This window comes from Enterovirga sp. GCM10030262, assembly GCF_042666435.1.
Taxonomy (GTDB): domain Bacteria; phylum Pseudomonadota; class Alphaproteobacteria; order Sphingomonadales; family Sphingomonadaceae; genus Allosphingosinicella.
On the sequence record NZ_JBHTDC010000001.1, the window covers coordinates 393,238 to 417,540 of the forward strand.

A 24,303-nucleotide genomic window follows, 5' to 3' on the forward strand; every position below is an offset into this window, starting at 1 on the left:
CGCCGTCCCGCAAGGAGGATGTCGATGGCTGTCGCTCAACACCTACCCACTGTCTCTGCTCCGTCCGCCGCCCCGGTCCGCAAGATAACGTCCGAAGATCTCAGCATCTCGCTTCGCGACGGCTGGCAGGATTTCATGGCGATGCGCGGCGACCTGATCTTCATAGGGCTGCTCTATCCGCTGGTCGGCCTCGTCGCCGCCACCGTGACCCTGGGCGGCACGCTTCTGCCGCTCTTCTTCCCGATCGCCGCCGGCATATCTTTGCTCGGACCCATCGTGGCGATCGGCTTCTACGAGCTTGCCCGGCGGCGCGAGGACGGGCTGGAATCGGACTGGTCGCATTTCTTCGACGTGCGCAAGCGGCCGTCGGCGGACGGGCTCGGCGTCGTCGCGGCGCTTCTCGTCACCATCTTCATGCTGTGGGTCGCCGCCGCCGCCATCCTCTACGTGGCCTTGTGGGGAATGAACGCGCCCGATTCGATCGGCGCGTTCCTCACCCGGCTGTTCACCACTCCGGAAGGCTGGGCGTTGATCGTTGCCGGCAACCTGATCGGCCTCGGCTTCGCCGCATTGGTGCTGGCGGTCAGCGTCGTGTCGCTGCCGATGCTGGTCGACTGCGAAGTCGACGCCAGCACCGCCGTCGCCACGTCGGTCGCCGCTTTCGGGCAGAATAGCGGCCTCATGATGCGCTGGGGCATGATCGTCGCGGTGCTGCTCGTGCTCGGGTCCATTCCCGCGTTCATCGGCCTGGCGGTGGTCCTGCCGTGGCTCGGCTATGCGACCTGGCACCTCTACACGCGCCTCGTCGATCGGGCCGCCTTCCCGCACTGCGCCGATTGAAAAAGGGCGGCCCCGGCGGGACCGCCCTATTCTATCAGCTTGTCGCCGAGGCTCAGCCTTCGGCATTCTCCGTCTGCGGCGTAGCCGTCTTGGCCGCCGGCTTGTCGCCGCGCGTGTCGCGGCGCTCGGCGATGCGGGCGGACTTGCCGGTGCGGCCGCGCAGATAATAAAGCTTGGCGCGGCGGACGGCGCCCTTGCGGACCACCTCGATCGAATCGATGTTCGGCGAATAAAGCGGGAAGACGCGCTCGACGCCCTCGCCGAACGAGATCTTGCGGACGGTGAAGCTGCTGCCGAGCCCGCGATTGGCGCGGGCGATGCAGACGCCTTCGTAATTCTGGACGCGGGTGCGCTCGCCTTCGACGACGCGGACGCCGACGCGGACGGTGTCGCCGGGACGGAATTCGGGGATCGACTTGGTCGACTTGAACTGCTCGATGGCCTCGGCCTCGAGGGTCTGGATGAGGTTCATTCTAGGTGCCTTCGTCTTCGTGCCGCGCGCCAGAGGGCGATGGCCTGGGCGCGTCCCCATGACGCTCCATCAGGTCCGGCCGCCGTGACCGTGTGTCCGCCTCCGCCATGGCTTTTCGCCAGGCGGCGATCTTCGCATGATCCCCCGATCGCAGCACTTCAGGGATCGTGCGCCCTTCCCACATTGGAGGTCGGGTATAATGAGGATATTCGAGAAGGCCCGTTTCGAAGCTCTCCTCTTCACCGCTCGTCGGCGCGCCCATTACCCCGGGGAGCAGCCGAACGCAAGCGTCGAGGAGGACGATCGCCGCGGTCTCGCCGCCCGAAAGGATATAGTCGCCGATCGAGACGGGGATGATCGGTCGCGCTTCGAACAATCGCTCGTCGATCCCCTCGAAACGGCCGCAGAGGATGGAGACGCCAGGTCCGGCGGCGAGGTCGCGGACCAACCTCTGGCTGAGCGGCTTGCCGCGCGGCGTCATCACCAGCATCGGCGCCTCCGGCCGCCGCTCCAGCACATGATCGACCGCACACGCCAGTACGTCCGCCCGCATCACCATCCCCGCCCCGCCACCGGCCGGCGTATCGTCGACCGAACGGTGCCTGTCGGTCGCGAAATCGCGGATTTGAACGGTGTCCAATGACCAGGTCCGCTCCCTCAGTGCTCGGCCGGCGAGGCTCTGGCCGAGCGGGCCCGGAAACATTTCCGGATAAAGCGTCAGAACGGTTGCTGCCCAACTCATGGCCTTGCCCAGTTTTCAATCCTCAATCCCGACACATCGGCGAAGTCCCGTTCGTTATTGGTGACGAACGTAAGATCGAGGGCTTTGGCATGGGCAGCGATCAACCGATCGAAGGTGCCTCGCTTGAAAGGTATTAAAGCATAGGCTCGCGCTGCGGCGGCATCAAACGGCAATACATTCACCACCCTGAAAATCGCCTCCGCCTGAGCGACCTTTACCGGATTCCCTTCCGGCACTTTGCGCATCACTTCGCCGTAAGCGATAGCGGAGGTCACTACTTCGCCGGGACGACAAGCTTCAACTCGCTCACGCGCCTCCCGCGAAACCCCCTCCATCAAATAGATGCAAATATTCGCGTCGAGCAGAAAAAGCGGGTCAGTCACGCTTCAGAAGCTTTCCTTCCCAGTCCAGCTCGCGCGGCTCCATGATCCGTTCTTCAGGAGTGAGCGGCTTCAGCCAAGGACAGGAGCCGTAGATGCCCGTCAGGTCGATCCTGTCCGGCTTCTCTACGGGTTCCAGCACATATTTGCCCTGCTCCTCGCGCACGCGCATTTCCGTTCCCGCCTCGATGCCGAGCGCCTTCGGCAGCCGCACGGCGACCGAATTGCCCGACTTGAACGTTCTGGTCGTCTTCGCCATCGAAGCCTCCGTATATACAAGATGTATATACATGTACGGCCCCTCCCATTCAATAGCGGGAACAAGGCGGCGCGGCCTTCGCTATGCGCCGCATGAGCGAATCCAATTTCGACTGCCTCGTCATCGGCGGCGGGCCCGCCGGCCTCACGGCGGCGATCTATCTCGCCCGCTTTCATCTCCGGGTGAAGGTGCTGGACGCGGGAAAGAGCCGGGCGAGCCTCATTCCCTGCACCCGCAACCATTCGGGATTCCCCGACGGCATATCGGGCGAGGAGTTGATCCGGCGGATGAAGGCCCAAACCCAGAAATACGGCGTCTCCATCGAAAACGGACGGGTGACGCGGCTCGACCCGGCCGACGGCGGCTTCGAGGCCCATTGGGGCGGTGGCCGGCTGACCGCCCGCGCGGTCCTGATCGCGACCGGGGTCAGCAATCGACGGCCGCCGATGGACGAGGCTTTGCACGACGAAGCGCTCGCCCGCGGTCTGATCCGTTATTGTCCGATCTGCGACGGCTACGAGGTGACAGACAAGAAAGTGGGCGTGATCGGAGACGACAGCCACGGCGTTGCCGAGGCGATCTTCCTGCGCGGCTACACAAAGGAGGTGACGCTGATCGCACCCGACACGGCGATGAGCCTGCGGCAGAAGGATTATGAGAAGCTTGCCGAGCTGGGCATCCAGGCGGTGGACGGGCCGTGCCAGGCGGTGGCGATCGACGGCAAATGCATCGTCGTCGATACGGCCGAGGGGCGCCACGTCTTCGACAGCGTCTATCCGGCGCTCGGCTCGGACACGCATTCCGATCTCGCCGAGATGGTCGGCGCCGATCTGAACGAGACGGATTGCATCCTCGTAGACTCGCACCAGCGGACTTCCGTGACGGGACTCTATGCGGCGGGAGACGTCGTCATCGGGCTCGACCAGATCAGCCACGCAATGGGCGAAGGCGGGGTCGCGGCGACGACGATCCGAAACGACCTCGCGAAGCGCCGGCCGCTGATTCGCTAGGCCAGGAAAAGCGGATCGACGACGATCCTGCCCTCCGCAAGGTCGGCGATCCCCTCGCGGAATGGGACCATGGACCGTTTACCGTCCGGCTTCTCGATCTCGAGGATATCGCCGGCGCCGAAATTCTCGATGGCCACCACCGTGCCGAGCGCGGCGCCGTCGCGGCTCTCGCAGGGAAGACCGATCATGTCGGCATGATAATATTCGCCCTCCTCCAGCGGCGGGAGGGCATCGCGGGAGACGGTCACGAGCCGGCCGCGCAGGGCTTCGGCGGCGGTCCGGTCGGTGATTTCCGCGAAGCGGGCGATGGGCGCGCCACCGCCCGCCTTCACGGATTTCAGGGTCAGCGTCCGGTCGCCGACCTGGATGCTTTTGTGACGCGCGACGCTTTCGGCACTTTGCGCGAACAGCTTCAGCCGTACCTCGCCGCCGATGCCGTGGGCACCGATCACGGCGGCGAGGGTGACGGTGTCGGCCAAGGCTTATTGCGCCTTTTCGGCACCTTCGGCCGGAGCGTCCTCGGGAGCGCCTTCGGCCGGTTCGGACGTCGACTCGCCCTCATTGGCGGCCTCGTCGGCCGGGGCGGCTTCGGCCTCGGCGGCGGGGGCCTCTTCCGCGGCGGGAGCGGCTTCGGCCTGGGCGGCGGGGGCCTCTTCCGCGGCAGCTTCCTCGGCGGGAGCGGCTTCGGCCTCGGCGGGAGCCTCCTCGGCTACCGGCGTGGCCTCTTCCCCGGCCTCGGCGACGACCTCTACCGTCTCTTCCTCGGCGGCGGGCTCTTCAGCCGGAGCGGCGGCCGCGGCAGCGGCAGCCTCGGCGGCTTCGGTTTCCTTGGTGGCACGCTCCTCGGCGCGCTCCTTGGCCTTCTCGCCCGGCTCGCCCTTCTTGGGGTTGGAACGCGCGGCGCGCTCCAGCAGGCCGGCGGCGTCGAGGAAGCGATGGACGCGATCCGACGGCTTGGCGCCGACGGACAGCCAATGTTTGGCGCGCTCGGTGTCGAGCTTCACGCGCTCTTCGCTGTCCCTGGGCAGCAGCGGATTGTAGCTGCCGATGCGCTCGATGAACTTGCCGTCGCGCGAATTGCGCGAGTCGGTGACGACGATCTTGTAATAAGGACGCTTCTTCGCGCCACCCCGGGCGAGACGGATTGCAACTGCCATTTGTTTCTTCCTTTCTTGATAGTTCAGTCCGTCATCCCGGCGAAGGCCGGGATCTCCCTTCTTCATCTCCAGAAGGGAAAGGGAGATTCCAGCTTTCGCTGGAATGACGGGGTGGTTTCACTCATTTCTTCATGAATTTGTCGAAGCCGGGCGGAAGGTTGAAGGGCTGCGCCCCGCTTCCCCCCGGAAGACCGGGAAGGCCGGTCGGGGGCGCTCCCGCGCCGCCGCCGAGCCCGCCCATCATTCCGCCAAGGCCGCCGCCCCCGCCGCCGCCGCCGAACAGCGCGCCGAGCTTGCCGAGGCCGCCCATCTTCCTGATCTTCTTCATGGCCGTGGCCATTTCCTGGTGCATCTTCAGCAACCGGTTGACCTCCTGAACGGTGGTGCCGGATCCCTTGGCAACGCGTATCTTGCGCTTGGCGTTCAACAATTCCGGCTTCGAACGCTCCCTGGGCGTCATCGAGCCGATGATCGCATCGAGGCGCGGGAGCGTCTTGTCGTCCTGCGCCGCCTGGGCCGCGCCGGCCATCTTCTTCATCCCCGGAAGCATTCCCGCCAGCGCGCCGAGCCCGCCCATGCGCTGCATCTGCATCAACTGGTTGCGAAGGTCGTTCAAATCGAACTGGCCCTTCGCCATCTTCCGGGCGAGCGCTTCGGCCTCCTCGACCTGGATCGTCTCGCTGGCGCGCTCGACCAGGCTGACGACGTCGCCCATGCCAAGGATGCGACCGGCGATGCGCTGGGGATGGAAGGACTCGAGCTTGTCGATGCCTTCCCCGACGCCGGCGAACTTGATCGGCTTGCCGGTAACGGCGCGCATCGAAAGCGCCGCGCCGCCGCGGGCGTCGCCATCCAGACGCGTGAGGACGACGCCGGTGAGGTCGACCTGTTCGGAAAAGCTCTTGGCGACGTTGACGGCGTCCTGGCCGGTCAGCGCGTCCACGACGAGCAGGATTTCGGCGGGACTCGAGACCTCGGCGACCGCCTTCATTTCCTCCATCAGCGCCTGATCGACGTGAAGGCGGCCAGCGGTGTCGAGCAGGACGACGTCGAAGCCCTGCAGCTTGGCCGACTGCAACGCGCGGCGCGCGATCTCGACGGGCTGCTGGCCGGGCACGATCGGAAGCGTCGCGACCTTCGCCTGGGTGCCGAGCACCGCCAGCTGCTCCTGCGCGGCCGGGCGGGCGACGTCCAGCGACGCCATCATCACCCTCTTGCGGCCCTTTTCGGTCAGGCGCCTGGCGATCTTGGCGGTGGTGGTGGTCTTGCCGGACCCCTGAAGGCCGACCATCATCACAACGGCCGGCGGCGTGACTTCGAGGTCGAGGTCGGACGCATCGGCGCCGAGCATCTCGACCAGGGCGTCGTGGACGATCTTGACGACCTGCTGGCCGGGCGTGACCGATTTCAGAACCTGCTGGCCGACCGCCTGCTCGGTCGCCTTGTCGACGAATTCGCGGACGACGGGGAGCGCGACATCGGCTTCCAGCAGGGCGATCCGGACCTCGCGCATCGCCGCGCGGACGTCGGCCTCGCTCAGCGCTCCGCGGCCGCGAAGGCGGTCGAACACCCCGCTCAGGCGATCGCTCAGACTGTCGAACATTCCGTCTTCCTTCCCTCGAGCGGCCCAACGCAAAAGCGCCGGCGGGCGAAAACTCGCCGGCCAGCGCGCGCCCTTGGACGCTCGATATGCACCTATTCCCGGAACAGGATGTGGGGCGCATAGCGGGAGAGGCGCGCGAAGGCAAGACGGCGCTCGCCGCGCTTAACCCCATTTTCACTCCGCCCGCCTAACCGGGAGGCTGGAAGCCGCGGAGACGATGGACGACAATGGCGAGCATGTTCTCGAAAGAGAGGCTGAGCCACGGCCGCGCCGGCGACGGCGATCTCATCATCATCGGCATCGCCGTGACCGCGCTGCTGACGCTGGCCGCTTTCGGCAATTATTATTTCGAGGCGCTGCGCGGGCAGCTCGTGCGGCTGGGCGCCGACAATAGCGGCATCGTCGTCGGCCTTCTTCTGCTCAACGTCGCGCTGACCATCTACGGCTGGCGCCGCTACCATGACGTGAAGCGGGAAATACTGGAACGCACCGCCGCCGAAGGCCGCGCGCGGACGCTCGCCTCCACCGATCCGCTCACCGGCTTCCTCAACCGCCGCGCGCTCGGCGGCGCCCTCGAAACCCTCATCATGGCCGCGGCCCGCAAGAAGCAGGCGGTGGCGATGATGATCATCGACCTAGACGGCTTCAAGACCATCAACGATGTCCATGGCCACCTCACTGGCGACAATCTGCTGCGCACCACCGCCGACGTCATCCTCAAGGCGCTGCCGCCCCATTCGGTCGGCGGCCGTCTGGGCGGCGACGAGTTCGCGGCCGCATTCCCGTTCGATCCCGAGATGGGCGCGGTCGTCGAGGGCATTGCGGGCCAGATCGTCGATCGCCTGGGCAGACCTTTCGACCTCGCCGGCGTCCATACCCACGTCACCGCCTCCGTCGGGATCGCGCGATCCGACGACGATTGCGGCGGCATCGACGCCCTGCTGCGCCGCGCCGACATCGCCATGCACGCGGCCAAGAAGCTGGGCCGAGGGCGGTCCGTCTGGTTCGACGGCAGCATGGAACGCGAGCTTCGCGCCCGAAACGCCGCCGAGGCCGGCCTCCGCCACGGCATCCCGCTCGGCGAGTTCGTCCCCTATTTTGAGCAGCAGATCGATCTCGCCAGCGGCAGCCTTCACGGCTTCGAGATGCTCGCTCGCTGGCGGCATCCGGAGAATGGAATTGTCACCCCCGACGAATTTATCGGCGTCGCCGAGGAATGCGGGCTGATCGGCGACCTGTCACTGTCGGTGATGCGGCAGGCCTTCGAGGAAGCCAGGGGCTGGGATCCCCGGCTGATGCTGTCGGTCAACATCTCGCCCGCGCAACTCAAGGATCCCTGGCTCGCGCAGCGTATGCTGAAGCTGCTGGTCGAGACCGGCTTTCCCGCCGAGCGGCTCGAGGTCGAGATCACCGAAAGCTCGCTGTTCGAGAATCTCGGTCTCGCCCAGTCGATCGTCGGAAGCCTCAAGAATCAGGGCATCCGCCTCGCGCTCGACGATTTCGGCACCGGCTACTCCTCCCTCGCCCATCTTCGGGCGCTGCCCTTCGACCGGATCAAGATCGACCGCAGCTTCGTCTCGTCGATCAACGACAATCCGGAGAGCGCGGCGATCGTGAACGCGATCACCCGCCTCGCCGACAGCCTCAACCTGGCCGTGACGGCGGAGGGCATCGAGGACGAGCTGATCGAGGCGCGGCTGCGCGCGATCGGCAGCTACAAGGGCCAGGGCTGGAAGTTCGGGCGGCCGATGCCGGCCGACGCCGTGCGCCGGCTGCTGGCCGAACGCAACCTGCTGGCCGCCGGGCGGCAGGAGCCGCCGAGGAGACGGCTCAACAATCGGGATCGCACGCGCCGCTCCCGCTGATGCGCGGCCCGAAGGTGGACTTGGGCCCTGCCGCTCACTAGATCGCGCGCCATGCGGCGCTTTCATAAAATGCACGGCCTCGGCAACGATTTCGTCATCTTCGACGCCCGCGAGGAGCCGGTCGAGATGGACGGAGCGCGCGCGCGCGCCATCGCCGATCGCCGGACCGGCATAGGCTGCGACCAGCTGATCGTGATGGAGCCGTCGGCGCGGGCCGATTTCAGGATGCGCATCTTCAACGCCGACGGCGGCGAGGTCGAGGCCTGCGGCAACGCCGCGCGCTGCGTGGCGCTGCTCGCGGGCGGCGATGCCCGTATCGAGACGGCGGGCGGCATCATCACGGGGTCCGCGCAAGGCGGCGGAGCCAGGATCGACATGGGCGAGCCGCGCTTCGCCTGGGACGAAATACCCCTTGGCTATGCGATGGACACGGCGGCGATGCCGGTCGGATGGGAATATCTCCAGCAGCCCGCCGCGATCAATGTCGGCAATCCTCATATCGTCTTCTTCGTCGAGGATAGCGGGGCGGTCGAGCTGGAGCGACTGGGGCCGCTGATCGAACGGGATCCGCTTTTTCCCGACCGGGTCAATGTCGGCGTCGCTTCGATGGAGGACGGCGCGATTAGGCTCCGCGTCTGGGAACGGGGCGCGGGCCTCACTCTGGCCTGCGGCACCGGCGCCTGCGCGGCCGCCGTCGCGGGCATAAGGCGGGGCTTGGTGGCGAGCCCGGTCGAGGTGCGGCTGCCCGGCGGCGCGCTGACGATAGAATGGAAGGCCGGAACTCCCATCCGCATGAGCGGCCCGGCCACCCATGTCTTCAACGGCGAGATCGATCTGGCGGCGCTCGCATGAGCGTGGAGGTCGTCTCGATGGGCTGCCGCCTCAACGCCGCGGAAAGCGAGGCGATACGCCTGCTCGCCGCTGAGGAGGACGATCTCATCGTCGTCAACAGCTGTGCCGTCACCAACGAAGCCATGCGCCAGGCGCGTCAGGCGATCCGCAAGGCCAAGCGCGCCCGGCCCGAGGCGCGGGTGATCGTGACCGGCTGCGCCGCGCAGGTGGAGCCGGAGACTTTCGCCAGGATGCCGGAGGTGACGCGCGTGCTGGGGAACAGGGAGAAATTCGACCCCGCCTCGTTCGACTTTTTGCTTCCTGGACAGGCAAAAATCCAGGTTTCCGACATCATGGCGGTTCGCGATACCGCCCCGCATCTCGCCACCGCCTTCGCCGAGCATACGCGGGCGTTCGTCGAGGTGCAGAATGGCTGCGACCATCGCTGCACCTTTTGCATCATCCCTTTTGGGCGCGGGAACAGCCGGTCGGTTCCGGCCGGACTGGTCGTCGATCGGATCAAGGCGCTGGCCGACGAGGGTTATCGGGAAGTCGTGCTGACCGGCGTCGACGTCACCAGCTACGGTCCCGATCTGCCGGGCAGCCCGACCCTCGGCCAGTTGGTGGAACGCATCTTCCGCCACGTTCCCGCCCTCCCCCGCCTGCGCCTCTCGTCGCTCGACAGCGTCGAGATAGACGAGCGGCTGGAGGAGTTGATCTGCCATGAGCCGCGCTTCATGCCGCACCTCCATATGAGCTTTCAATCGGGCGACGACATGATCCTCAAGCGGATGAAGCGGCGCCACAGCCGGGCGCAGGCGATCGAGACCGTCGCGCGGCTCAAGGCGAGGCGGCCGGACATTGCGATCGGCGCCGATCTCATCGCCGGGTTCCCGACCGAAACCAACGAAATGGCCGAAAACAGCCTGCGCCTGATCGACGAGTGTGACATCGTCATGGGCCACATCTTCCCTTATTCGCCGAAGGAAGGCACTCCGGCGGCACACATGCCGCAAGTGGGCCAGACGCTGGTCAAGGAACGTGCGAGAAAGCTCCGCTCGGCGACGGCGCGGCGCAAGGCTTTGTGGTTGCAGGGGCTCGTGGGGACGGAACAGAAGGTGCTGATCGAGCGGAGCGGGGATCGAGGACATGCGGAGAATTTCGCCCCTGTCCATCTTCGTCATTCCGGCGAAAGCGGCCATGACGCGGTTGGGCGGATTTTGAGGACCAGAATCATCGGAATAGAAAATGGCACGCCGATCGGAGAAGCGGTTTGAGCGAGAGTCCCTGGCTTGAGCGGCTGCGCGGCGGGTTCAAGAAGACATCGGATCGGCTGGGAGACAATCTCAGCGGCCTCTTCACCAAGTCCGCGCTGGACGAGGAAGTGCTCGACGAGATCGAGGAAGCGCTGATCGCGTCCGATCTAGGCCCGGCGACCGCCGCCAAGGTGCGCGACAGGCTGGCGCGCGAGCGGTTTGAGCGCGGTCTTTCCGAGGCCGGTGTTCGCGAAATCGTGGCGGAGGAGCTGGCCAAAATTCTGGCCCCCGTCGCGGTGCCGCTGGAGATCGATGCCTTCCCGCGGCCGCAGGTTATCCTGGTCGTCGGCGTCAACGGTTCCGGCAAGACGACCACCATCGCCAAGCTCGCCCACCTTTTCCTCGAACAGGATTACGGCGTTCTCCTCGCCGCCGGCGATACGTTCCGCGCCGCTGCGATCGGCCAGCTCAAAATCTGGGCGGACCGGATCGGCGTGCCGATCATCACCGGCCCGGAAGGCGGCGATCCTTCCGCCGTCGTTTTCGACGGCGTGAAGAAGGCGACGGCGGAAGGGATCGACGTGCTGATCGTCGATACCGCCGGCCGCCTGCAGAACAAGAAGGCTTTGATGGACGAGCTCGCCAAGATCAGGCGCGTGCTCGGACGGCTCAACCCGGCGGCGCCGCATGACGTGGTACTCGTGCTCGACGCGACGACGGGCCAGAATGCGCTCAGTCAGATCGAGGTATTCAAGGAAGTATCGGGCGTGACCGGTCTCGTCATGACCAAGCTCGACGGCACCGCGCGCGGCGGGGTCCTCGTCGCCGCCGCCGAACGACATGGCCTCCCCATCCACGCCATCGGCGTCGGCGAGGGCATGGACGACCTCCGCCCGTTCGAAGCGGATGAAGCCGCCCGCGCGATCGCCGGCGTACCGAAAGAAAGTGAAGCATGACCGACGCCGCCAAACCGAAGCCGCATGGCGGCCTCAGCTTCGCGCTCGATTTCGGGCCGCTGCTCGCCTTCTTCGTCGCCTACAAATTCACCGGAATCATCATGGGCACGGCGGTGTTCATGGCGGCGATCGTCGTGGCGCTCGTCGTCTCGGTGGCGGTGCTGAAGCGCGTTTCTCCGATGACCTGGATTTCGGCCGTTCTCGTGGTCGGCTTCGGAGGCCTCACCATCTACCTGAACGATCCGCGCTTCATCCAGCTCAAGCCGACGATCATCTATTCCGGTTTCGCTCTGCTGCTTTTCGCCGGCCTCGCGGCCCGAAAGCCGTTGCTCCGCTACGTGTTCGGGCCGATCTTCGAGGGATTGAACGAGGCCGGATGGCTCAAGCTGTCGCGCAACTGGGCGATCTTCTTCGCCGCCATGGCCGTCGTCAACGAGGGTCTGCGCGCCTGGCTGTCCTTCGATGCCTGGCTGACGGTGAAGGTGTGGGGTGTCACGATCCTGTCCATGGCTTTCGCTTTGGCCAACATACCGATGCTGCTGCGCCACGGCTTCAGCGTCGCCGAAGTCAAGGAAGAGCCGCCGATCCCGCCGCAGGGTTGAGCGCGATTTCGAGGGGAAAGAACCAGATGCCGCCCGTCGTTTCCATATCCCACCTCGCCAAGCGCTACGCCTCCGGGCTGGAGGCCTTGAAGGACGTCAGCCTCGACATCCGCAAAGGCGAGATATTCGCTTTGCTCGGGCCGAACGGCGCCGGCAAGACGACGCTCATCAGCATCGTCTGCGGCATCGTCACTCCGACCAGCGGCAGCGTGATCGCCGACGGGCACGACATCCAGAGCGAGTATAAGCAGGCGCGCTCCAAGATCGGCCTGGTTCCCCAGGAGCTTACCACCGATGCCTTTGAAACGGTGTGGGCGACGGTCACCTTCAGCCGCGGGCTTTTCGGGCTGCCGCCCAATCCCGCTTATATCGAGAAGCTGCTGAGGGATCTGTCGCTATGGGACAAGCGCAAGTCCAAGATCATCGAATTGTCGGGCGGCATGAAGCGCCGGGTGATGATCGCCAAGGCGCTCTCCCACGAACCGCGCATCCTGTTTCTCGACGAGCCCACGGCCGGCGTCGACGTCGAGCTTCGCCGCGACATGTGGGAGCTGGTCCGGAGGCTTCGGGATACCGGCGTCACCATCATCCTCACGACCCATTATATCGACGAGGCCGAGGAGATGGCCGACCGGGTGGGGGTCATCAGCCGGGGCGAACTGATCCTGGTCGAACAGAAAGCCGACCTGATGAAAAAGCTGGGGAAGAAGCAGCTTACGCTCAACCTTTCGGAACCGATGGCGCAAGTCCCGCCGGAATTGGGCGAGTGGCGGCTCGCGCTCAAGGCCGATGGGAACGAGCTTGAATATGTTTTCGATACCAATGACGAGCGAACCGGGGTGCCGTCCCTCCTCCGGCGGATGAGCGACCTCGGCATCGGCTTCAAGGATCTCCACACCCGGCAAAGCTCGCTCGAGGAGATTTTCGTCAGCCTGGTCAGCGAGTCCAGGGAGGCGGCACGATGAGCGCAGGCGGCTTCAACGGCCACGGCGTCTGGGCCGTCTACCGCTTCGAGATGGCGCGGGCGCTTCGCACGTGGTTGCAGAGCGTGGTGACGCCGGTCATCACCACGTCGCTCTATTTCATCGTGTTCGGCGCCGCCATCGGGTCGCGGATGACCGAGATCGGCGGCGTGGATTACGGCGCATTCATCGTGCCCGGCCTCATCATGCTGTCGCTGTTCACGCAGAGCATATTCAACGCGAGCTTCGGGATTTATTTTCCGAAATTCACCGGCACGATCTACGAGATTCTCTCCGCCCCCATCTCCACCCTGGAGATCGTGATCGCCTATGTCGGCGCGGCCGCGACCAAGTCGGTGGTGCTGGGCCTCATCATCCTGGCCACCGCGACCCTGTTCGTGCCGATCCAGGTCGTGCATCCCGTCTGGATGATCGCCTTCCTGCTGCTGATCGCGACCACGTTCAGCCTGTTCGGCTTCATCATCGGCATCTGGGCGAAGAGCTTCGAGCAATTGAACTTCATCCCGATGCTGATCGTCACCCCCCTCACCTTCCTGGGCGGCGCCTTCTATTCGATCGACATGCTGCCCGAGCCGTGGCGGACGGTCACCCTGTTCAATCCGGTGGTCTATCTCATCAGCGGCTTCCGCTGGAGCTTCTACGGCACGTCGGACGTGGGCGTGGCCGTCAGCCTGGTGGCCACCCTCGGGTTCTTCTTCCTCTGCCTCGGCGCCGTCGCCTGGATCTTCAAGACCGGCTACCGGCTGAAGAGCTAGGTTTGCAGATATGCTTCCGTTCCCCGGCGAAAGCCGGGGTCCAGCGGCGCCGGCTGGCGACTGGGTCCCGGCTTTCGCCGGGACACAGCAGTATGCGGGTCCGCCTCAGCCCACCGCCTTGGCGAAATGCCCGGCGACCTTCTCCCAATTCACCACGTCCCACCACGCCTTCAGATAGTCCGCCCGGCGATTGTTATACTTGAGATAATAAGCATGCTCCCAGACGTCGTTGCCGAGGATGGGAACGCCTTTCACGGGTGCGTCATCCATCAGCGGATTGTCCTGATTGGGCGTGGCGGTCACCTGAAGCTCGCCCGACGGGTTGACGATCAGCCACACCCAGCCCGAGCCGAACTGGCCGACCCCGGCCTCGTTGAACTTGGTCTTGAGCGCGTCGAACGACCCGAAGGCCTGATCGATCGTCTCGGCCAGGCGGCCCGAAGGCCCGCCCCCGCTTGGACCCATGATCTCCCAGAAGAAGCTGTGATTCCAATGGCCGCCGCCATTGTTGCGCACCTTCTTTGACGCCGACGAGATGCCGGCGAGAATCTCCTCCAGGCTCTTTCCTTCGAGCCCTTCCTCCGTGACGCCTTCGTTCAGTTTGTCCACATAAGCCTGATGGTGCTTGTCGTGATGGAGCTGCATCGTCTGCGCGTCTATGACGGGCTCCAGCGCGTCGAAGGCGTAAGGCAGATCGGGAAGCGTGAAGGCCATGGCGTGTTTCTCCTGTGCTGGGGTCATACCCGCCTAACGCGGTCGCCGCGCGAATGGGCAAATATTTTTCGATCAGCCGCGCCCAGGGACTCGATCAGGCGGCGGAGCCTTACTGGATCTCGTGGCGCTTCAGCGCATGGCGGAGCTGGTCGTAGCTCAGTTGAAGGGCGGCGGCGGCGGCGCGCTGGTTCCAGCGGCATTTCTCCAGGGCGGCCGTCAGGATCGCCTTTTCATATTCGGCGACGGCCAACCGGAAATCCGCGCAGCCTTCGGGATCGTAGGCCGCCGCGGACAGGGCGTCCGGAAGCGTCTCGGCGGGCGCCAGTATCTCCATCGGCGGGGCTTTGAGGACGGCCGGGCGCCAGGGCGATTCGAACGGATCGAACACGACCTCGTCGACCGGACGCTCCGGATCCTCCCAGCGATAGACGGCGCGCTCGACCACATTGCGCAGCTCGCGGACATTGCCGGGCCAGTCGTAGGCGAGGAGCTTCGCCGCGGCGGCGGCACTGAAGTCCGGCCAGCGATTCCATTCCAGTTCCAACGCCATGCGGCGGGCGAAATGGTCGGCGAGAATCGGGATGTCGCTGGTGCGATGGCGGAGCGGCGGCAGGGTTATGACCTCGAAGGACAGGCGGTCGAGAAGGTCGGCGCGAAAACGCCCCTCCTCCACCGCCTTGGGCAGATGCTCGTTGGTCGCCGCCACGATCCGGGCGTCGATCTTGAGCGGCCGGTTGGAACCGATCCGCGTCACCTCGCCATATTCCACCGCGCGCAGCAGCCTGTCCTGCGCCGGGCTCGACAGGGTTCCCAGTTCGTCCAGGAACAGGGTGCCGCCGTCCGCTTCCTCGAAACGCCCCGGACGAGCCTTGGTGGCGCCGGTGAAGGCGCCGGCCTCATGGCCGAACAATTCGGCCTCGATCAGGGTTTCCGGTAGCGCCGCGCAGTTCATGATGACCAGGGGCCCGTCCCAGCGCGACGAGAGGCGGTGAAGCCGCTCTGCGACCAGTTCCTTGCCGGTGCCGCGTTCCCCGATCACCAGCACCGGACGGTCGAGCGGCGCGGCGCGACTCGCCCGCTCGATCGCATCGAGAAAGGATGAGGACTGGCCCACCATCTGAGTATTGCGTTCCATTCCCAATGTTTGGGGCCACGCACCATGTTTTGGCAAGAGGAAAGTGGCTCAGCAGCGCCTGACCGGACGTCATTTCCTTGGATTTCCGCCGTTCCCGCAGTTTGGCATACCTCTTGTAAAGAAGAGAACATCATCGCCGGAACAAGGCGAAACGGAAACTCAATTCAGGGAGCAGCATCATGTTCAACATCGACACCGCCGACCTTCAGCGCGTCGTCACCGCCATCGTCGGAGCCCTCGTCCTCAGCACCGCCTGCGTCGGCGCGGCCGTCGTTCCGGCCCGCGCGGCCGAGACGGCGCCGGTCCAGGCCGCCCAGGTTCAGCTTTCGGATGAGCTTCGCGCCTGATCAATGCTATGACGATCCGCGCACCTGGCGTCACACCAAGGAGTTTTTAATCAGATGGGCATCTTTTCACGGACCCGCGACATCGTCGCCGCCAACTTCACCGACCTTCTCGACAAGGCGGAGGACCCGGCGAAGATGATCCGCATGATCATCATGGAGATGGAAGAGACTTTGGTCGAAGTCCGCGCCTCCGCCGCCCGCACCATCGCGGACCAGAAGGAAATGCGCCGGCAGATCGCCAAGCTCGACAAGCTCCAGGAGAGTTGGACCGAGAAGGCCGAGCTCGCCCTCTCCAAGGACCGCGAGGATCTCGCCAAGGCCGCGTTGGTCGAAAAGCAGAAGGCCGGCGACCTCGCCGACAGTTTGAAGGCCGAGATCACGGTGCTCGACGACGCGCTTCGCGCCTCCGAAGGTGATATCCACAAGCTGCAGACCAAGCTGCGCGAGGCTCGCACCCGCCAGAACGCGATCACCAGCCGGCTCGAAAGCGCCCACAACCGCGTCCGCATGCGCGAAATGTATGCCGGCCCCAAGGTCGACGAAGCCTTTTCGCGCTTCGACGTGCTGGAGCGCCGGGTCGATTATGCCGAAGGCCATGCCGACGCCCTGAGCCTCGGCGCGCCGCCCAAGAGCCTCGATGAGGAGATCGCCGAGCTGCGCAGTTCGGAGAAGGTCGAGGCCGAGCTCGAGGCGATGAAGGCCGCCCGCGACACCAGCGCGAAGAAGGAGGGCTGATCGCCATGGAAGAGGTGCTCATTCCGGTCATCGCCATCACGACCCTCTTTCTGGGCCTGCCGTGGCTGATCTTTCACTACATCACCCGTTGGAAAAGCGCCGCGACGCTCACCTCCGAGGATGAGAAGCTGCTCGACGACCTGCACGAAACCGCGCGCAGGCTCGACGACCGGCTGGCGACGATCGAGCGCATCATGACCGCCGAGAATCCGGCATGGCGCCAGATCACCGCGGATCCCGCCGACATCGGCATCCATGACCTTCATACGACCCGGAGGATCAACCAATGAACGCTCCCCGCCGCACCAAATTCTATCTCGACAAGCAGAATAAGAAGTGGCTGGGCGTCTGTTCGGGAATCGCCGATTATACCGGGCTCGACGTGACCCTGGTCCGGATCGGGCTGGTCGTGCTGACCTTGCTCGGCGGCTTCCCCTGGACCCTGATCGCTTATTGGGTTGCCGCCTGGATGGCGCCGGTGAAGCCGCACGAGCTTTATGGCCAGGACCTCGAGGAAGCGAAATTCTGGCAGGGCGTGCGCGCCAACCCGACCCGCACGGCGCGCGACGTTCGCTCGCGCTTCCGCGACATCGATCGCCGGCTGGCCGACGTCGAGACCTATGTCACCAGCTCGAACAGCAGGCTGGCGCAGGAAATCGAACAGCTTCGCTGAGAGCGAAAATAGGGGAAAAGAAGATGTCCTGGGGAAGTCCGGCTTTCGTAATCGCCATCATCGCCATGTCCTATGCGGCCTGGCTGATCACCAGCTGGATCCGCGCCAAGCACGGCTATCCCATCGAGAATGAGTGGGGTGGAATGACCGAGAAGAGCGACGGCCCCGACGCGAAGCGCCAGATCGAGCTTCTGTCGAAGGAGAATGACGGGCTGAAGGGCCAGGTCAGCCGGCTTGAGGAGCGCCTCTCTGTGCTGGAGCGCATCGCCACCGATCCGGCCGAGCGCACCGCCCGCGAAATCGAGAAGCTGCGCTGAGGCGCGCGCAAGGGGAGCGAACATAATGGAAGACTGGGTATTGTTTTTCGTGGTCGTGGTTGGCGTGCCCGTAATCGCGGGGGTTGCCAGCGACATCTTCAAGCGCTGGACCGCCCTGAAGGAGAAGCAGCTCGATCACGCCGCCGTCCTCGCGGCCGACAAGGCGGTGACGCAGGCGAGCCATATCGAGCGGCTGGAGCAGCGCGTGCGGGTGCTGGAGCGCATCGCCACCGACAAGGGCGCCGAGCTTACCGCCGAGATCGAGACTCTGCGCGACGCGCCGCGCATCAACTAGACGGGAGAGAAATGATGTTCCCATTCGCTGATTTCGCACCGGTCGCCGCTTTGGTCGGCTTCGCCGCCGTCGCCGGCTGGGTGTTCACCACATGGCTCCGCGTCAAGAACGGTTATCCGCTCGACGGCGCCTGGGGCCAGGCCGTCTACCCTAAGACCAGCGATGAATCGGTCGAGCGGATCAAGCTGCTCAGCTCCGAAAACGCGCAGCTGCGCGCCGAGCTGGGCGCGATCAAGGACCGGCTCGCGACCGTCGAGAGGATCGTCACCGACGACAGCCATCGCCTGACGCAGGAAATCGAAAGCCTGCGTGGACCGACCAACTGAAGCGACAGATCAAGACAGGGAGAGAATGATGGGTCCGTTCGAGATGGTGGTGGGGATCGTCCTCATCGTTACCGTGGGACAGATATTGCGGGCGCGCTACAAAACGAGGGGGACCCAGCTTCGGCTCGCCGACGACCCCGACGCGCAGCGGATGCGCGACGAGATCAAGACGCTGCGCGACCGCGTGGCCGTGCTCGAGCGGATCGCCACCGACAAGGAGCACAGCCTCGAACGCGAGATCGAGCTGCTGCGGGACCGCTGAAGGAGGAAGCCATGGCCGATCCTGCCGCCATGCTGACATTGATCACCGCCGGAACCGCCGGCATCTCCATCACCAGCGCCGCGGCTTTGAGGGGTTGGAATGGCTGGCTGGATCTGAAGCGGATGGAACTCGCCGGACCGGACCGGAAAGCGAGCCCGCCCTCCCCCGCCGCGCGCATCGAAATGGCCGACCTCAAGGAGCGGGTACGCAAGCTGGAGGCGATCGCCGAAGGGATCGACACCTAGGCTCCCCCCGTCATTCCAGCGCAAGCTGGAATCTCCCTTCCTTGAGAAGCAAAGGGATTCCAGCTTTCGCTGGAATGACGCGCTGTTCCCCGAATCTCTGGTGACGAACCGGGGCGGCCCCACTATCTCGTGCGCATGGCCGCCCTCACCGACATTTTCGCCGATTACGAGCTTCTCGAAGCGGACGATCGCTACCGGCTGCTGATCGACCTCGGCCGCGGGCTGGAGCCGATGCCCGACGCCCTCAAGACCGATGCGACCCTGGTCCGAGGCTGTTCGGCAGCGGTGTGGCTCTATCCGGTCGAGCGGGACGACGGCACGCTCCACTTCCTCGCCGACAGCAATGCCGCGATCACCAAGGGCATCGTCGCCCTGGTGCTGCTCGCGGTGCAGGACCGCCGGGCGGAGGAGATAGTTGCGACCGATATCGAGCGCGCCCTGGCCCCATTCGATCTCAGGAACCAGCTCAGCTCCAACCGCACGCAGGGCATTCCCAACATGATCTCCCTCATCCGCCGGACCGCCGAGCGGCTGAACGGATGAGCCCGCCCGACCTGAGCAAGATGAAGGGCTTCGATCCCAGGCTCTTCATGTCCTACGCGGACAAGGTGGGACATGGCGCCGCGGTGGGCATCGTCTATCACGACCATGGGCCGGACTGGGTGGAACTCGCCCTCCCTTATGAAGAGAAGCTGATCGGCGTCGCCGAGAGCGGCATCATCGCCTCGGGTCCGATCATCAGCCTGATGGATATGGCGACGAGCCTCGCCATCTGGGCCAAGCTCGATCGTTTCCGCCATCAGGCGACATTGGACATGCGGGTGGACTATCTGCGCCCGGCGACTCCGGGCCGCACGATCATCGGGCGCGGCGAATGCTATCGGGTGACGAAGAGCGTCGGCTTCACCCGCGGCCTCGCCCATGACGGCGATGCCGCCGATCCCGTCGCCCATGTCGCGGCGACCTTCATGTTCACGGACTGAGTTCCCCGCAATAGAGAGGAATCAAGGCGACAGCGCGCTTCGCCGTTCCTCGGCCTTGCGCAACACATCGTAAGCCGCCTGCACCGCCTGGAAACGGGTCGCGGCCTCCGCGCCGGGCGCGACGTCCGGATGGTTCGCCTTGGCCAGGCGGCGATAAGCGGACTTGATCTCCTCGAAATCGGGGTCGCCCTCGATCTCGAGTATATCGAGCGCCCGCATCTCGTCGCGGCTGCGGCTGCCGTCGCCGGAGCCACCCCAACCATAATGTTTGGCTTCCTGGAAACCCTTGGCATCGCGCCGCTCGTCCGCCTCGCGCGCCGCCGCTTCCTCGGCGGTCAGGCCCTCGAAATAATTCCAGTTTCGGTTGTACTCGGCGGCGTGGCGTTCGCAGAAATACCAGCGGTCGGGCTTGTTCGGCGCCTTGGGCGCGGGGCGGTCGCCGGGTTCGGTGCAGCCATGCCGGTCGCACAGCCGCACCTCGGTCGCCGCGCGATTGCCGCCATAGCCGCGCCAGCGCGGAAATCCCCAGTCGTTCGATCGTGTCGCCTTGGCCATAGGTGTCCATCTAGGCAGTGGCGCCCGGATTCTCCATGACTTTCGACGAAGATGATGTTGCTCGTGGCATGAAAGTTTAGCTATGGCTGTATTTTAGCGCTTGGAACGGCGAAATGAAAAGCTGGTGGAGCAATGCCGTGAGCCGCCGCGTGCTGTTGGGGGGCGGCGCGCTCGTCGGCGCGGCCCAGGCCGTTTACGGCATTCGGCCCAATCGACCGTCGCATCCATCGCCGCCGCCGGGCCACGGCAGCCACGACGGCATGATCACGCGCGGCGAAGTCGATAACGCCCGCAATGGGTTCGATCCCCATGACATTCTCACCGACTGGGATGTCGGCACGGTCTCGTCATTGCCCGACGGGCGGACGTTGCGGGAGTTCGACATTGTCGCCGAGGACAAGGAGATCGAGATCGCGCCCGGCGTGATATTTCCGGCCTGGACCTATAATGGACGGGTTCCCGGGCCGAGCTTGCGGGCCACGGAAGGGGAACGGCTCCGGATACGATTCCGCAATTATGGTTCGCATCCGCATTCGATTCATTTCCACGGCATCCATTCGGCCCGAATGGACGGCGTTCCCGGCGCTGGAAACGTGCTGCCGGGCGGCGAGTTCATCTACGAGTTCGACGCCCTGCCCTTCGGCTGCCACCTCTATCACTGCCATTCGGTGCCGCTGAAACGGCACATCCACAAGGGCCTGTACGGCGCCTTCATCATCGACCCCGATCCGGCCCGCCGCGCCGAGCATCAGGCGGCGGCCCGGTCGCGCGTCCTGGGCTCCCCCGAAAACGCCACCTGGCAGGAAATTGTCATGGTGATGAACGCGTTCGACACCAATTTCGACGAGGAGAATGAGGTCTACGCCGTCAACACCGTCGCCCACGCTTATGCGAAGCGGCCGATCGTGATCGACCGGGCGCGGCCGGTGCGCCTCTACCTCATCAACATGACCGAGTTCGATCCGATCAACTCATTCCATCTCCACGCCAATTTCTTCGACTATTACGACCATGGGACGACGCTGACCCCGACGCTCAAGACGGTCGATACGATCATGCAATGCCAGGGACAGCGAGGCATATTGGAGTTCAGCTTCGCCGAGCACGAGCCCGGCCTCTATATGTTTCACGCCCACCAGTCGGAATTCGCCGAGCTCGGTTGGATGAGCATGTTCGAGGTCCGGGGGTGAGCCGGGCGCTGCTTTGGGCGCTGCTGCCGCTGCTCCTGATCGTCGCGGTCGCCGCAGCGTTTTTGGCGAGCGACCCGCTCGGCCCCTTTACCGGCTCCGCTCCCCCCGTCGAAGAGCTCACCATCGAACGCACCATCCTCGACGAGCGGGGGATCAGCGTCCGCATCCGCGCCGGCGGCTCGGAGCCGATGACGATCGCCCAGGTCCAGGTCGATGGCGCCTACTGGACCTTCGACCAGGATCCCGTCGGTGCCCTTGATCGCATGGACGCGGCATGGCTCACCATCCCCTATCCCTGGGTGTCCGGGGAGGCGCACCATCTCTCCTTCGTCACAAACACCGGCATGCTGTTCGATCACAGGATCGACGTCGCGGTGGCGACGCCCGCCATGACCAGCGACCGGCTCGGCTTCTACGCCCTCATAGGCCTGTTCGTGGGCGTGGTGCCGATTGCGCTCGGCATGCTATTCTATCCAGCGCTGCGGGCCGGCGGTGCCGGCGCCTTCCAGTTCGCGCTGGCCCTGACGATCGGTCTGCTCGCCTTCCTGTTCGTCGATACTTTGGCGGAAGGGCTTGAATTTGCGAGCGCCGCGGCGCCCCAGTTCCAGGGGTCCGCTCTGGTCTGGCTGCCGGCCGCGCTGACCTTCGCGGCGCTGATAATGATCGGCCGTAGGGGCGGGGCGCTGAGCGGCGTCGCGCTGGCGACGTCGATCGCGTTCGGGATCGGCGTCCACAATCTGGGCGAGGGACTGGCGATCGGCGCCGCCTTCGCGACCGGCGCGGCGGCGCTCGGCTCGTTCCTGGTGATCGGCTTCACCTTGCACAACATTACCGAAGGGATCGGCATCGCCGCGCCGATGATGTCTGAGCGGCCGCGCCTGCGAATATTCGTCGGGCTCGCCGCGCTGGCCGGGCTGCCCGCGGTACTTGGGATATGGATCGGCAGCTTCGCCTTTTCCCCGCATTGGGCCGCGCTCGCCCTGGGCATCGGCGCGGGCGCGATCCTGCAGGTGGTCGTCGAGGTCGGCGCCTATCTGATCCGCAAATCCCGTGAGCAGGACCGGAACTGGGCGACCGGCATGACGTTCGTTGGCGTCGCGCTAGGCATCCTCGTCATGTATGCGACCGCCTTCCTCGTCCAGGTCTGACGCGGGACCGATCCGGTTATCCCGACCCTTGACGGGCTCATTCGCTGTTCAGCCGCTCGGTCAGGCGGATGAACGCCGCCAGCGTCTGTTCGCTGACATGATGTTCGATGCCCTCGGCATCCGCTTCCGCGGTCATCTCGTCGATACCAAGCGCGCGCAGGAAGTCGTGCACCGCCCTGTGCCGCGAGCGCGAGGCCTCGGCGATGGCCTCTCCGCTCTCGGTCAGAAAGATCGAGCGGTAAGGCCTGGTCTGCACCAGACCGGCGCGCTGGAGCCGCTGAACGACCTTGGTCGCGGTCGCGTGCGACACTCCGATATTCTCGGCGAGGTCGGTCAACCGCGCTTCCCCCGTCGCCGCGATCAGGTCGCCGATCAGCTCGACATAATCTTCCGCCATCTCGGTCCGATGCGCCTCGCGCATACGCCGGAACGCGGCCGCCCGGCGTGCCGCTCCCTTCAGTTCCGCCATTGTGCCCCTTTCGCAGGACAGCCGATCCCTTGTCGGACGATCCGTATAGTCGCCTCTCGCGCCTTTCCAGAAAAGAAGTGCCAGAGGGTCTGTAAGCCGGGTTCTGTCCTCCTCCATAGCCTTGGCGACGGAGGATGTGCGGCCATTCCTCTAGGAGGCGGATTACTCCGCCCCTCAAGCAACCAACCCGGGCGACGAGCCAAGACAGGCCCATATGCCGCCCCTATTCGGTCTTGCTCCCGGTGGGGTTTACCTTGCCGCTTCCGTTGCCGGTCGCGCGGTGCGCTCTTACCGCACCCTTTCACTGTCACGTCACCGAAGTCTTGGGCCGAAGCCGACGCGACCTGCTTTCTGTTGCACTGTCCCTGGACCGAAAAACGAGTTTCCGGCCCGCCGGTAATTAGCCGGCACCGTTGTCTTGTGGAGCCCGGACTTTCCTCGCCCCGCTTATCGCGAGCCGCGGCCGCCCGACCCTCTGGCTCGGCCTATGTAGCCGCTCCCGCCAGGACGTTCAATCGCGGCCGAGCAGCAATCCCAGGAGGATCGCACGGCTTTCGCCGTCGATGATCCCGTCGACCAGTTCCGGGCGAAAGCGGCGCTGGAAGGCGATCGTCGCCGCTTCGGGATTGGCCACGTCGTAGCCGAAGCGTTCGAGCGCGAGCAGGAAGCCGGCGTCGGTCCAGTTGGGATCCATCAGATTGCGGGTGGGGCGCGGCAAGGCGAGGCCGAGCTTCGCCAGCCGCTGCCATTCGAACAATTCGCCGGGATCGCGCTTGCGGTCGGGCGCTATGTCCGAATGGCCGACGACGTTGGCGGGGGGGATGGAGTGGCGCCGAACGATGCCGGCGACGAGCGGAATCAGCGCATCCATCTGCTCTTCGGGAAAGGGGCGATAGCCATATTCGTGGCCGGGATTGACGATTTCGATCCCGATACTGGCCGAATTCACGTCGCGGACTCCGCGCCAGTGGGAGCGGCCGGCGTGCCAGGCGCGCTTTTCTTCATCGACCATCCGCAGCACCTGCCCGTCCTCGGCGACGAGATAATGGGCGGATACCTTCGCGTCGGGGTCGGTCAGCCGCGCGATGGCCGAGGCGGCATCCGTCATGCCCGTATAATGGAGGACCAGCATGGTCACCGGCAGCTCGCGCTCGTCGAAATTGGGCGAGGGACAGTCGATGATCGCGCTCATGGGATC

General features: G+C 65.3%; 33 protein-coding genes, 1 other RNA gene and 1 pseudogene. 22 read left to right on the forward strand and 13 right to left on the reverse strand.

What is annotated here, in order from left to right; all coding sequences use genetic code 11:
* The first annotated feature begins 24 nt into the window (after positions 1-24).
* A complete protein-coding gene (locus ACFQRC_RS01855) occupies positions 25-840 on the forward strand; it encodes a DUF2189 domain-containing protein (RefSeq protein ID WP_379957168.1) in 816 nt (271 codons plus the stop codon).
* A 52-nt stretch (positions 841-892) separates the two neighbouring features.
* On the opposite strand, the gene rplS is transcribed toward ACFQRC_RS01855, so the two are convergent.
* From rplS to ACFQRC_RS01875, 4 genes are read right to left on the reverse strand one after another with little or no spacing between them, the layout of a single operon-like run.
* Positions 893-1,312, reverse strand: coding sequence for a 50S ribosomal protein L19 (gene rplS / locus ACFQRC_RS01860; RefSeq protein ID WP_379957170.1), 420 nt, complete (start codon positions 1,310-1,312; stop codon positions 893-895).
* Position 1,313: 1 nt separating this feature from the next.
* On the reverse strand, positions 1,314-2,054 hold the full coding sequence (trmD, locus tag ACFQRC_RS01865; RefSeq protein WP_379957172.1) for a tRNA (guanosine(37)-N1)-methyltransferase TrmD: 741 nt from the start codon (positions 2,052-2,054) through the stop codon (positions 1,314-1,316).
* Entirely contained in the window at positions 2,051-2,437 is a 387-nt protein-coding gene (locus ACFQRC_RS01870; protein WP_379957174.1) for a type II toxin-antitoxin system VapC family toxin, read from the reverse strand. The genes trmD and ACFQRC_RS01870 overlap by 4 nt, the downstream gene beginning before the upstream one ends.
* A complete protein-coding gene (locus tag ACFQRC_RS01875; RefSeq protein ID WP_379957176.1) occupies positions 2,430-2,693 on the reverse strand; it encodes an AbrB/MazE/SpoVT family DNA-binding domain-containing protein in 264 nt (87 codons plus the stop codon). The genes ACFQRC_RS01870 and ACFQRC_RS01875 overlap by 8 nt, the downstream gene beginning before the upstream one ends.
* Before the next feature lie 92 nt (positions 2,694-2,785).
* Here ACFQRC_RS01875 and ACFQRC_RS01880 point away from each other — a divergent pair, with 92 nt between their 5' ends.
* Positions 2,786-3,703, forward strand: coding sequence for an NAD(P)/FAD-dependent oxidoreductase (locus ACFQRC_RS01880; protein ID WP_379957178.1), 918 nt, complete (start codon positions 2,786-2,788; stop codon positions 3,701-3,703).
* Here the strand turns inward: ACFQRC_RS01880 and rimM are convergent.
* The 3 genes and pseudogenes from rimM to ffh all read right to left on the reverse strand — a co-directional run bounded on the left by rimM (position 3,700) and on the right by ffh (position 6,463).
* Positions 3,700-4,182: a ribosome maturation factor RimM gene (rimM, locus tag ACFQRC_RS01885; protein ID WP_379957180.1), complete on the reverse strand. Its 483-nt coding sequence runs from the start codon at positions 4,180-4,182 to the stop codon at positions 3,700-3,702. The two genes, ACFQRC_RS01880 and rimM, sit on opposite strands and share 4 nt — an antisense overlap.
* Positions 4,183-4,458: 276 nt before the next feature.
* Positions 4,459-4,860 (reverse strand): annotated as a pseudogene (rpsP, locus tag ACFQRC_RS01890) (30S ribosomal protein S16); the annotation flags it as partial.
* A 121-nt stretch (positions 4,861-4,981) separates the two neighbouring features.
* A complete protein-coding gene (ffh, locus tag ACFQRC_RS01895) occupies positions 4,982-6,463 on the reverse strand; it encodes a signal recognition particle protein (protein WP_379957182.1) in 1,482 nt (493 codons plus the stop codon).
* Positions 6,464-6,690: 227 nt separating this feature from the next.
* Between ffh and ACFQRC_RS01900 the strand changes: the two genes are divergently transcribed.
* Genes ACFQRC_RS01900 through ACFQRC_RS01930 form a run of 7 tightly spaced genes read left to right on the forward strand, consistent with a single transcriptional unit; the run spans position 6,691 to position 13,711 of the window.
* Complete coding sequence (locus ACFQRC_RS01900; RefSeq protein WP_379957184.1) at positions 6,691-8,328, forward strand: putative bifunctional diguanylate cyclase/phosphodiesterase; 1,638 nt, start codon at positions 6,691-6,693, stop codon at positions 8,326-8,328.
* A gap of 51 nt (positions 8,329-8,379) precedes the next feature.
* Positions 8,380-9,180, forward strand: coding sequence for a diaminopimelate epimerase (dapF, locus tag ACFQRC_RS01905; RefSeq protein ID WP_379957186.1), 801 nt, complete (start codon positions 8,380-8,382; stop codon positions 9,178-9,180).
* The gene (gene mtaB / locus ACFQRC_RS01910) at positions 9,177-10,436 is read left to right on the forward strand and encodes a tRNA (N(6)-L-threonylcarbamoyladenosine(37)-C(2))-methylthiotransferase MtaB (protein ID WP_379957188.1); all 1,260 of its coding nucleotides are present in this window, start codon (positions 9,177-9,179) and stop codon (positions 10,434-10,436) included. The genes dapF and mtaB overlap by 4 nt, the downstream gene beginning before the upstream one ends.
* Complete coding sequence (gene ftsY, locus ACFQRC_RS01915) at positions 10,433-11,371, forward strand: signal recognition particle-docking protein FtsY (protein WP_379957190.1); 939 nt, start codon at positions 10,433-10,435, stop codon at positions 11,369-11,371. The genes mtaB and ftsY overlap by 4 nt, the downstream gene beginning before the upstream one ends.
* A complete protein-coding gene (gene ispZ / locus ACFQRC_RS01920) occupies positions 11,368-11,973 on the forward strand; it encodes a septation protein IspZ (protein WP_379957192.1) in 606 nt (201 codons plus the stop codon). Before ftsY ends, ispZ begins: the two co-directional genes overlap by 4 nt.
* Positions 11,974-11,999: 26 nt before the next feature.
* Positions 12,000-12,938 carry an ABC transporter ATP-binding protein gene (locus ACFQRC_RS01925; RefSeq protein ID WP_379957194.1) on the forward strand — a complete coding sequence of 313 codons (939 nt, stop codon included), beginning with the start codon at positions 12,000-12,002 and terminating at the stop codon, positions 12,936-12,938.
* On the forward strand, positions 12,935-13,711 hold the full coding sequence (locus ACFQRC_RS01930; protein WP_379957196.1) for an ABC transporter permease: 777 nt from the start codon (positions 12,935-12,937) through the stop codon (positions 13,709-13,711). Before ACFQRC_RS01925 ends, ACFQRC_RS01930 begins: the two co-directional genes overlap by 4 nt.
* A 105-nt stretch (positions 13,712-13,816) precedes the next feature.
* On the opposite strand, the gene ACFQRC_RS01935 is transcribed toward ACFQRC_RS01930, so the two are convergent.
* Together ACFQRC_RS01935 and pspF are read right to left on the reverse strand one after the other, a co-directional pair.
* Positions 13,817-14,425 carry a superoxide dismutase gene (locus ACFQRC_RS01935; RefSeq protein ID WP_379957198.1) on the reverse strand — a complete coding sequence of 203 codons (609 nt, stop codon included), beginning with the start codon at positions 14,423-14,425 and terminating at the stop codon, positions 13,817-13,819.
* Positions 14,426-14,534: 109 nt separating this feature from the next.
* A complete protein-coding gene (gene pspF, locus ACFQRC_RS01940; protein WP_379957200.1) occupies positions 14,535-15,560 on the reverse strand; it encodes a phage shock protein operon transcriptional activator in 1,026 nt (341 codons plus the stop codon).
* Positions 15,561-15,739: 179 nt separating this feature from the next.
* Here pspF and ACFQRC_RS01945 point away from each other — a divergent pair, with 179 nt between their 5' ends.
* From ACFQRC_RS01945 to ACFQRC_RS01995, 11 genes are all read left to right on the forward strand, one after another.
* Positions 15,740-15,907: a hypothetical protein gene (locus tag ACFQRC_RS01945; RefSeq protein WP_379957202.1), complete on the forward strand. Its 168-nt coding sequence runs from the start codon at positions 15,740-15,742 to the stop codon at positions 15,905-15,907.
* 54 nt (positions 15,908-15,961) lie between these two features.
* Positions 15,962-16,642, forward strand: a complete 681-nt coding sequence (pspA, locus tag ACFQRC_RS01950) for a phage shock protein PspA (protein WP_379957204.1) — start codon at positions 15,962-15,964, stop codon at positions 16,640-16,642.
* Positions 16,643-16,647: 5 nt separating this feature from the next.
* Positions 16,648-16,932: an envelope stress response membrane protein PspB gene (gene pspB / locus ACFQRC_RS01955; RefSeq protein WP_379957206.1), complete on the forward strand. Its 285-nt coding sequence runs from the start codon at positions 16,648-16,650 to the stop codon at positions 16,930-16,932.
* The gene (gene pspC / locus ACFQRC_RS01960) at positions 16,929-17,315 is read left to right on the forward strand and encodes an envelope stress response membrane protein PspC (protein ID WP_379957208.1); all 387 of its coding nucleotides are present in this window, start codon (positions 16,929-16,931) and stop codon (positions 17,313-17,315) included. The genes pspB and pspC overlap by 4 nt, the downstream gene beginning before the upstream one ends.
* Before the next feature lie 23 nt (positions 17,316-17,338).
* Entirely contained in the window at positions 17,339-17,632 is a 294-nt protein-coding gene (locus ACFQRC_RS01965; RefSeq protein ID WP_379957210.1) for a hypothetical protein, read from the forward strand.
* 25 nt (positions 17,633-17,657) lie between these two features.
* Positions 17,658-17,927 carry a hypothetical protein gene (locus ACFQRC_RS01970; RefSeq protein ID WP_379957212.1) on the forward strand — a complete coding sequence of 90 codons (270 nt, stop codon included), beginning with the start codon at positions 17,658-17,660 and terminating at the stop codon, positions 17,925-17,927.
* A gap of 14 nt (positions 17,928-17,941) precedes the next feature.
* Entirely contained in the window at positions 17,942-18,253 is a 312-nt protein-coding gene (locus ACFQRC_RS01975; protein WP_379957214.1) for a hypothetical protein, read from the forward strand.
* A 25-nt stretch (positions 18,254-18,278) separates the two neighbouring features.
* Entirely contained in the window at positions 18,279-18,515 is a 237-nt protein-coding gene (locus ACFQRC_RS01980) for a hypothetical protein (RefSeq protein ID WP_379957216.1), read from the forward strand.
* A gap of 11 nt (positions 18,516-18,526) precedes the next feature.
* Positions 18,527-18,760, forward strand: a complete 234-nt coding sequence (locus tag ACFQRC_RS01985) for a hypothetical protein (RefSeq protein WP_379957218.1) — start codon at positions 18,527-18,529, stop codon at positions 18,758-18,760.
* Positions 18,761-18,895: 135 nt separating this feature from the next.
* Positions 18,896-19,303, forward strand: coding sequence for a SufE family protein (locus tag ACFQRC_RS01990; protein ID WP_379957220.1), 408 nt, complete (start codon positions 18,896-18,898; stop codon positions 19,301-19,303).
* Positions 19,300-19,743 carry a PaaI family thioesterase gene (locus ACFQRC_RS01995; protein ID WP_379957222.1) on the forward strand — a complete coding sequence of 148 codons (444 nt, stop codon included), beginning with the start codon at positions 19,300-19,302 and terminating at the stop codon, positions 19,741-19,743. The genes ACFQRC_RS01990 and ACFQRC_RS01995 overlap by 4 nt, the downstream gene beginning before the upstream one ends.
* Before the next feature lie 21 nt (positions 19,744-19,764).
* On the opposite strand, the gene ACFQRC_RS02000 is transcribed toward ACFQRC_RS01995, so the two are convergent.
* Positions 19,765-20,298 (reverse strand): J domain-containing protein, encoded by a 534-nt coding sequence (locus tag ACFQRC_RS02000; RefSeq protein ID WP_379957224.1) that lies wholly within the window; start codon positions 20,296-20,298, stop codon positions 19,765-19,767.
* A gap of 113 nt (positions 20,299-20,411) precedes the next feature.
* On the opposite strand from ACFQRC_RS02000, the gene ACFQRC_RS02005 reads away from it, so the two are divergent.
* Together ACFQRC_RS02005 and ACFQRC_RS02010 are read left to right on the forward strand one after the other, a co-directional pair.
* Positions 20,412-21,488 (forward strand): multicopper oxidase domain-containing protein, encoded by a 1,077-nt coding sequence (locus ACFQRC_RS02005; RefSeq protein ID WP_379957226.1) that lies wholly within the window; start codon positions 20,412-20,414, stop codon positions 21,486-21,488.
* The gene (locus ACFQRC_RS02010; RefSeq protein ID WP_379957228.1) at positions 21,485-22,636 is read left to right on the forward strand and encodes a ZIP family metal transporter; all 1,152 of its coding nucleotides are present in this window, start codon (positions 21,485-21,487) and stop codon (positions 22,634-22,636) included. The genes ACFQRC_RS02005 and ACFQRC_RS02010 overlap by 4 nt, the downstream gene beginning before the upstream one ends.
* A 37-nt stretch (positions 22,637-22,673) precedes the next feature.
* On the opposite strand, the gene mntR is transcribed toward ACFQRC_RS02010, so the two are convergent.
* The 3 genes from mntR to ACFQRC_RS02025 form a co-directional block, all read right to left on the reverse strand.
* Complete coding sequence (gene mntR / locus ACFQRC_RS02015) at positions 22,674-23,105, reverse strand: manganese-binding transcriptional regulator MntR (RefSeq protein ID WP_379957230.1); 432 nt, start codon at positions 23,103-23,105, stop codon at positions 22,674-22,676.
* Positions 23,106-23,181: 76 nt separating this feature from the next.
* Positions 23,182-23,584: RNase P RNA component class A (rnpB, locus tag ACFQRC_RS02020), an RNA gene on the reverse strand.
* Between the two features lie 32 nt (positions 23,585-23,616).
* Positions 23,617-24,297, reverse strand: coding sequence for an N-acetylmuramoyl-L-alanine amidase (locus tag ACFQRC_RS02025; RefSeq protein WP_379957232.1), 681 nt, complete (start codon positions 24,295-24,297; stop codon positions 23,617-23,619).
* Positions 24,298-24,303: the final 6 nt, after the last annotated feature.

Excerpts from the sequence above, each read along its gene's own strand:
- ACFQRC_RS01855 (WP_379957168.1), top strand. The coding sequence starts at position 25 with ATGGCTGTCGCTCAACACCTACCCACTGTCTCTGCTCCGTCCGCCGCC.
- rplS (WP_379957170.1), bottom strand. The coding sequence starts at position 1,312 with ATGAACCTCATCCAGACCCTCGAGGCCGAGGCCATCGAGCAGTTCAAG.
- trmD (WP_379957172.1), bottom strand. The coding sequence starts at position 2,054 with ATGAGTTGGGCAGCAACCGTTCTGACGCTTTATCCGGAAATGTTTCCG.
- ACFQRC_RS01875 (WP_379957176.1), bottom strand. The coding sequence starts at position 2,693 with ATGGCGAAGACGACCAGAACGTTCAAGTCGGGCAATTCGGTCGCCGTG.
- ACFQRC_RS01880 (WP_379957178.1), top strand. The coding sequence starts at position 2,786 with ATGAGCGAATCCAATTTCGACTGCCTCGTCATCGGCGGCGGGCCCGCC.
- ffh (WP_379957182.1), bottom strand. The coding sequence starts at position 6,463 with ATGTTCGACAGTCTGAGCGATCGCCTGAGCGGGGTGTTCGACCGCCTT.
- ACFQRC_RS01900 (WP_379957184.1), top strand. The coding sequence starts at position 6,691 with ATGGCGAGCATGTTCTCGAAAGAGAGGCTGAGCCACGGCCGCGCCGGC.
- dapF (WP_379957186.1), top strand. The coding sequence starts at position 8,380 with ATGCGGCGCTTTCATAAAATGCACGGCCTCGGCAACGATTTCGTCATC.
- mtaB (WP_379957188.1), top strand. The coding sequence starts at position 9,177 with ATGAGCGTGGAGGTCGTCTCGATGGGCTGCCGCCTCAACGCCGCGGAA.
- ispZ (WP_379957192.1), top strand. The coding sequence starts at position 11,368 with ATGACCGACGCCGCCAAACCGAAGCCGCATGGCGGCCTCAGCTTCGCG.
- ACFQRC_RS01925 (WP_379957194.1), top strand. The coding sequence starts at position 12,000 with ATGCCGCCCGTCGTTTCCATATCCCACCTCGCCAAGCGCTACGCCTCC.
- ACFQRC_RS01930 (WP_379957196.1), top strand. The coding sequence starts at position 12,935 with ATGAGCGCAGGCGGCTTCAACGGCCACGGCGTCTGGGCCGTCTACCGC.
- ACFQRC_RS01935 (WP_379957198.1), bottom strand. The coding sequence starts at position 14,425 with ATGGCCTTCACGCTTCCCGATCTGCCTTACGCCTTCGACGCGCTGGAG.
- pspF (WP_379957200.1), bottom strand. The coding sequence starts at position 15,560 with ATGGAACGCAATACTCAGATGGTGGGCCAGTCCTCATCCTTTCTCGAT.
- ACFQRC_RS01945 (WP_379957202.1), top strand. The coding sequence starts at position 15,740 with ATGTTCAACATCGACACCGCCGACCTTCAGCGCGTCGTCACCGCCATC.
- pspA (WP_379957204.1), top strand. The coding sequence starts at position 15,962 with ATGGGCATCTTTTCACGGACCCGCGACATCGTCGCCGCCAACTTCACC.
- pspB (WP_379957206.1), top strand. The coding sequence starts at position 16,648 with ATGGAAGAGGTGCTCATTCCGGTCATCGCCATCACGACCCTCTTTCTG.
- pspC (WP_379957208.1), top strand. The coding sequence starts at position 16,929 with ATGAACGCTCCCCGCCGCACCAAATTCTATCTCGACAAGCAGAATAAG.
- ACFQRC_RS01965 (WP_379957210.1), top strand. The coding sequence starts at position 17,339 with ATGTCCTGGGGAAGTCCGGCTTTCGTAATCGCCATCATCGCCATGTCC.
- ACFQRC_RS01970 (WP_379957212.1), top strand. The coding sequence starts at position 17,658 with ATGGAAGACTGGGTATTGTTTTTCGTGGTCGTGGTTGGCGTGCCCGTA.
- ACFQRC_RS01975 (WP_379957214.1), top strand. The coding sequence starts at position 17,942 with ATGTTCCCATTCGCTGATTTCGCACCGGTCGCCGCTTTGGTCGGCTTC.
- ACFQRC_RS01980 (WP_379957216.1), top strand. The coding sequence starts at position 18,279 with ATGATGGGTCCGTTCGAGATGGTGGTGGGGATCGTCCTCATCGTTACC.
- ACFQRC_RS01985 (WP_379957218.1), top strand. The coding sequence starts at position 18,527 with ATGGCCGATCCTGCCGCCATGCTGACATTGATCACCGCCGGAACCGCC.
- ACFQRC_RS01990 (WP_379957220.1), top strand. The coding sequence starts at position 18,896 with ATGGCCGCCCTCACCGACATTTTCGCCGATTACGAGCTTCTCGAAGCG.
- ACFQRC_RS01995 (WP_379957222.1), top strand. The coding sequence starts at position 19,300 with ATGAGCCCGCCCGACCTGAGCAAGATGAAGGGCTTCGATCCCAGGCTC.
- ACFQRC_RS02000 (WP_379957224.1), bottom strand. The coding sequence starts at position 20,298 with ATGGCCAAGGCGACACGATCGAACGACTGGGGATTTCCGCGCTGGCGC.
- ACFQRC_RS02005 (WP_379957226.1), top strand. The coding sequence starts at position 20,412 with ATGAAAAGCTGGTGGAGCAATGCCGTGAGCCGCCGCGTGCTGTTGGGG.
- mntR (WP_379957230.1), bottom strand. The coding sequence starts at position 23,105 with ATGGCGGAACTGAAGGGAGCGGCACGCCGGGCGGCCGCGTTCCGGCGT.
- ACFQRC_RS02025 (WP_379957232.1), bottom strand. The coding sequence starts at position 24,297 with ATGAGCGCGATCATCGACTGTCCCTCGCCCAATTTCGACGAGCGCGAG.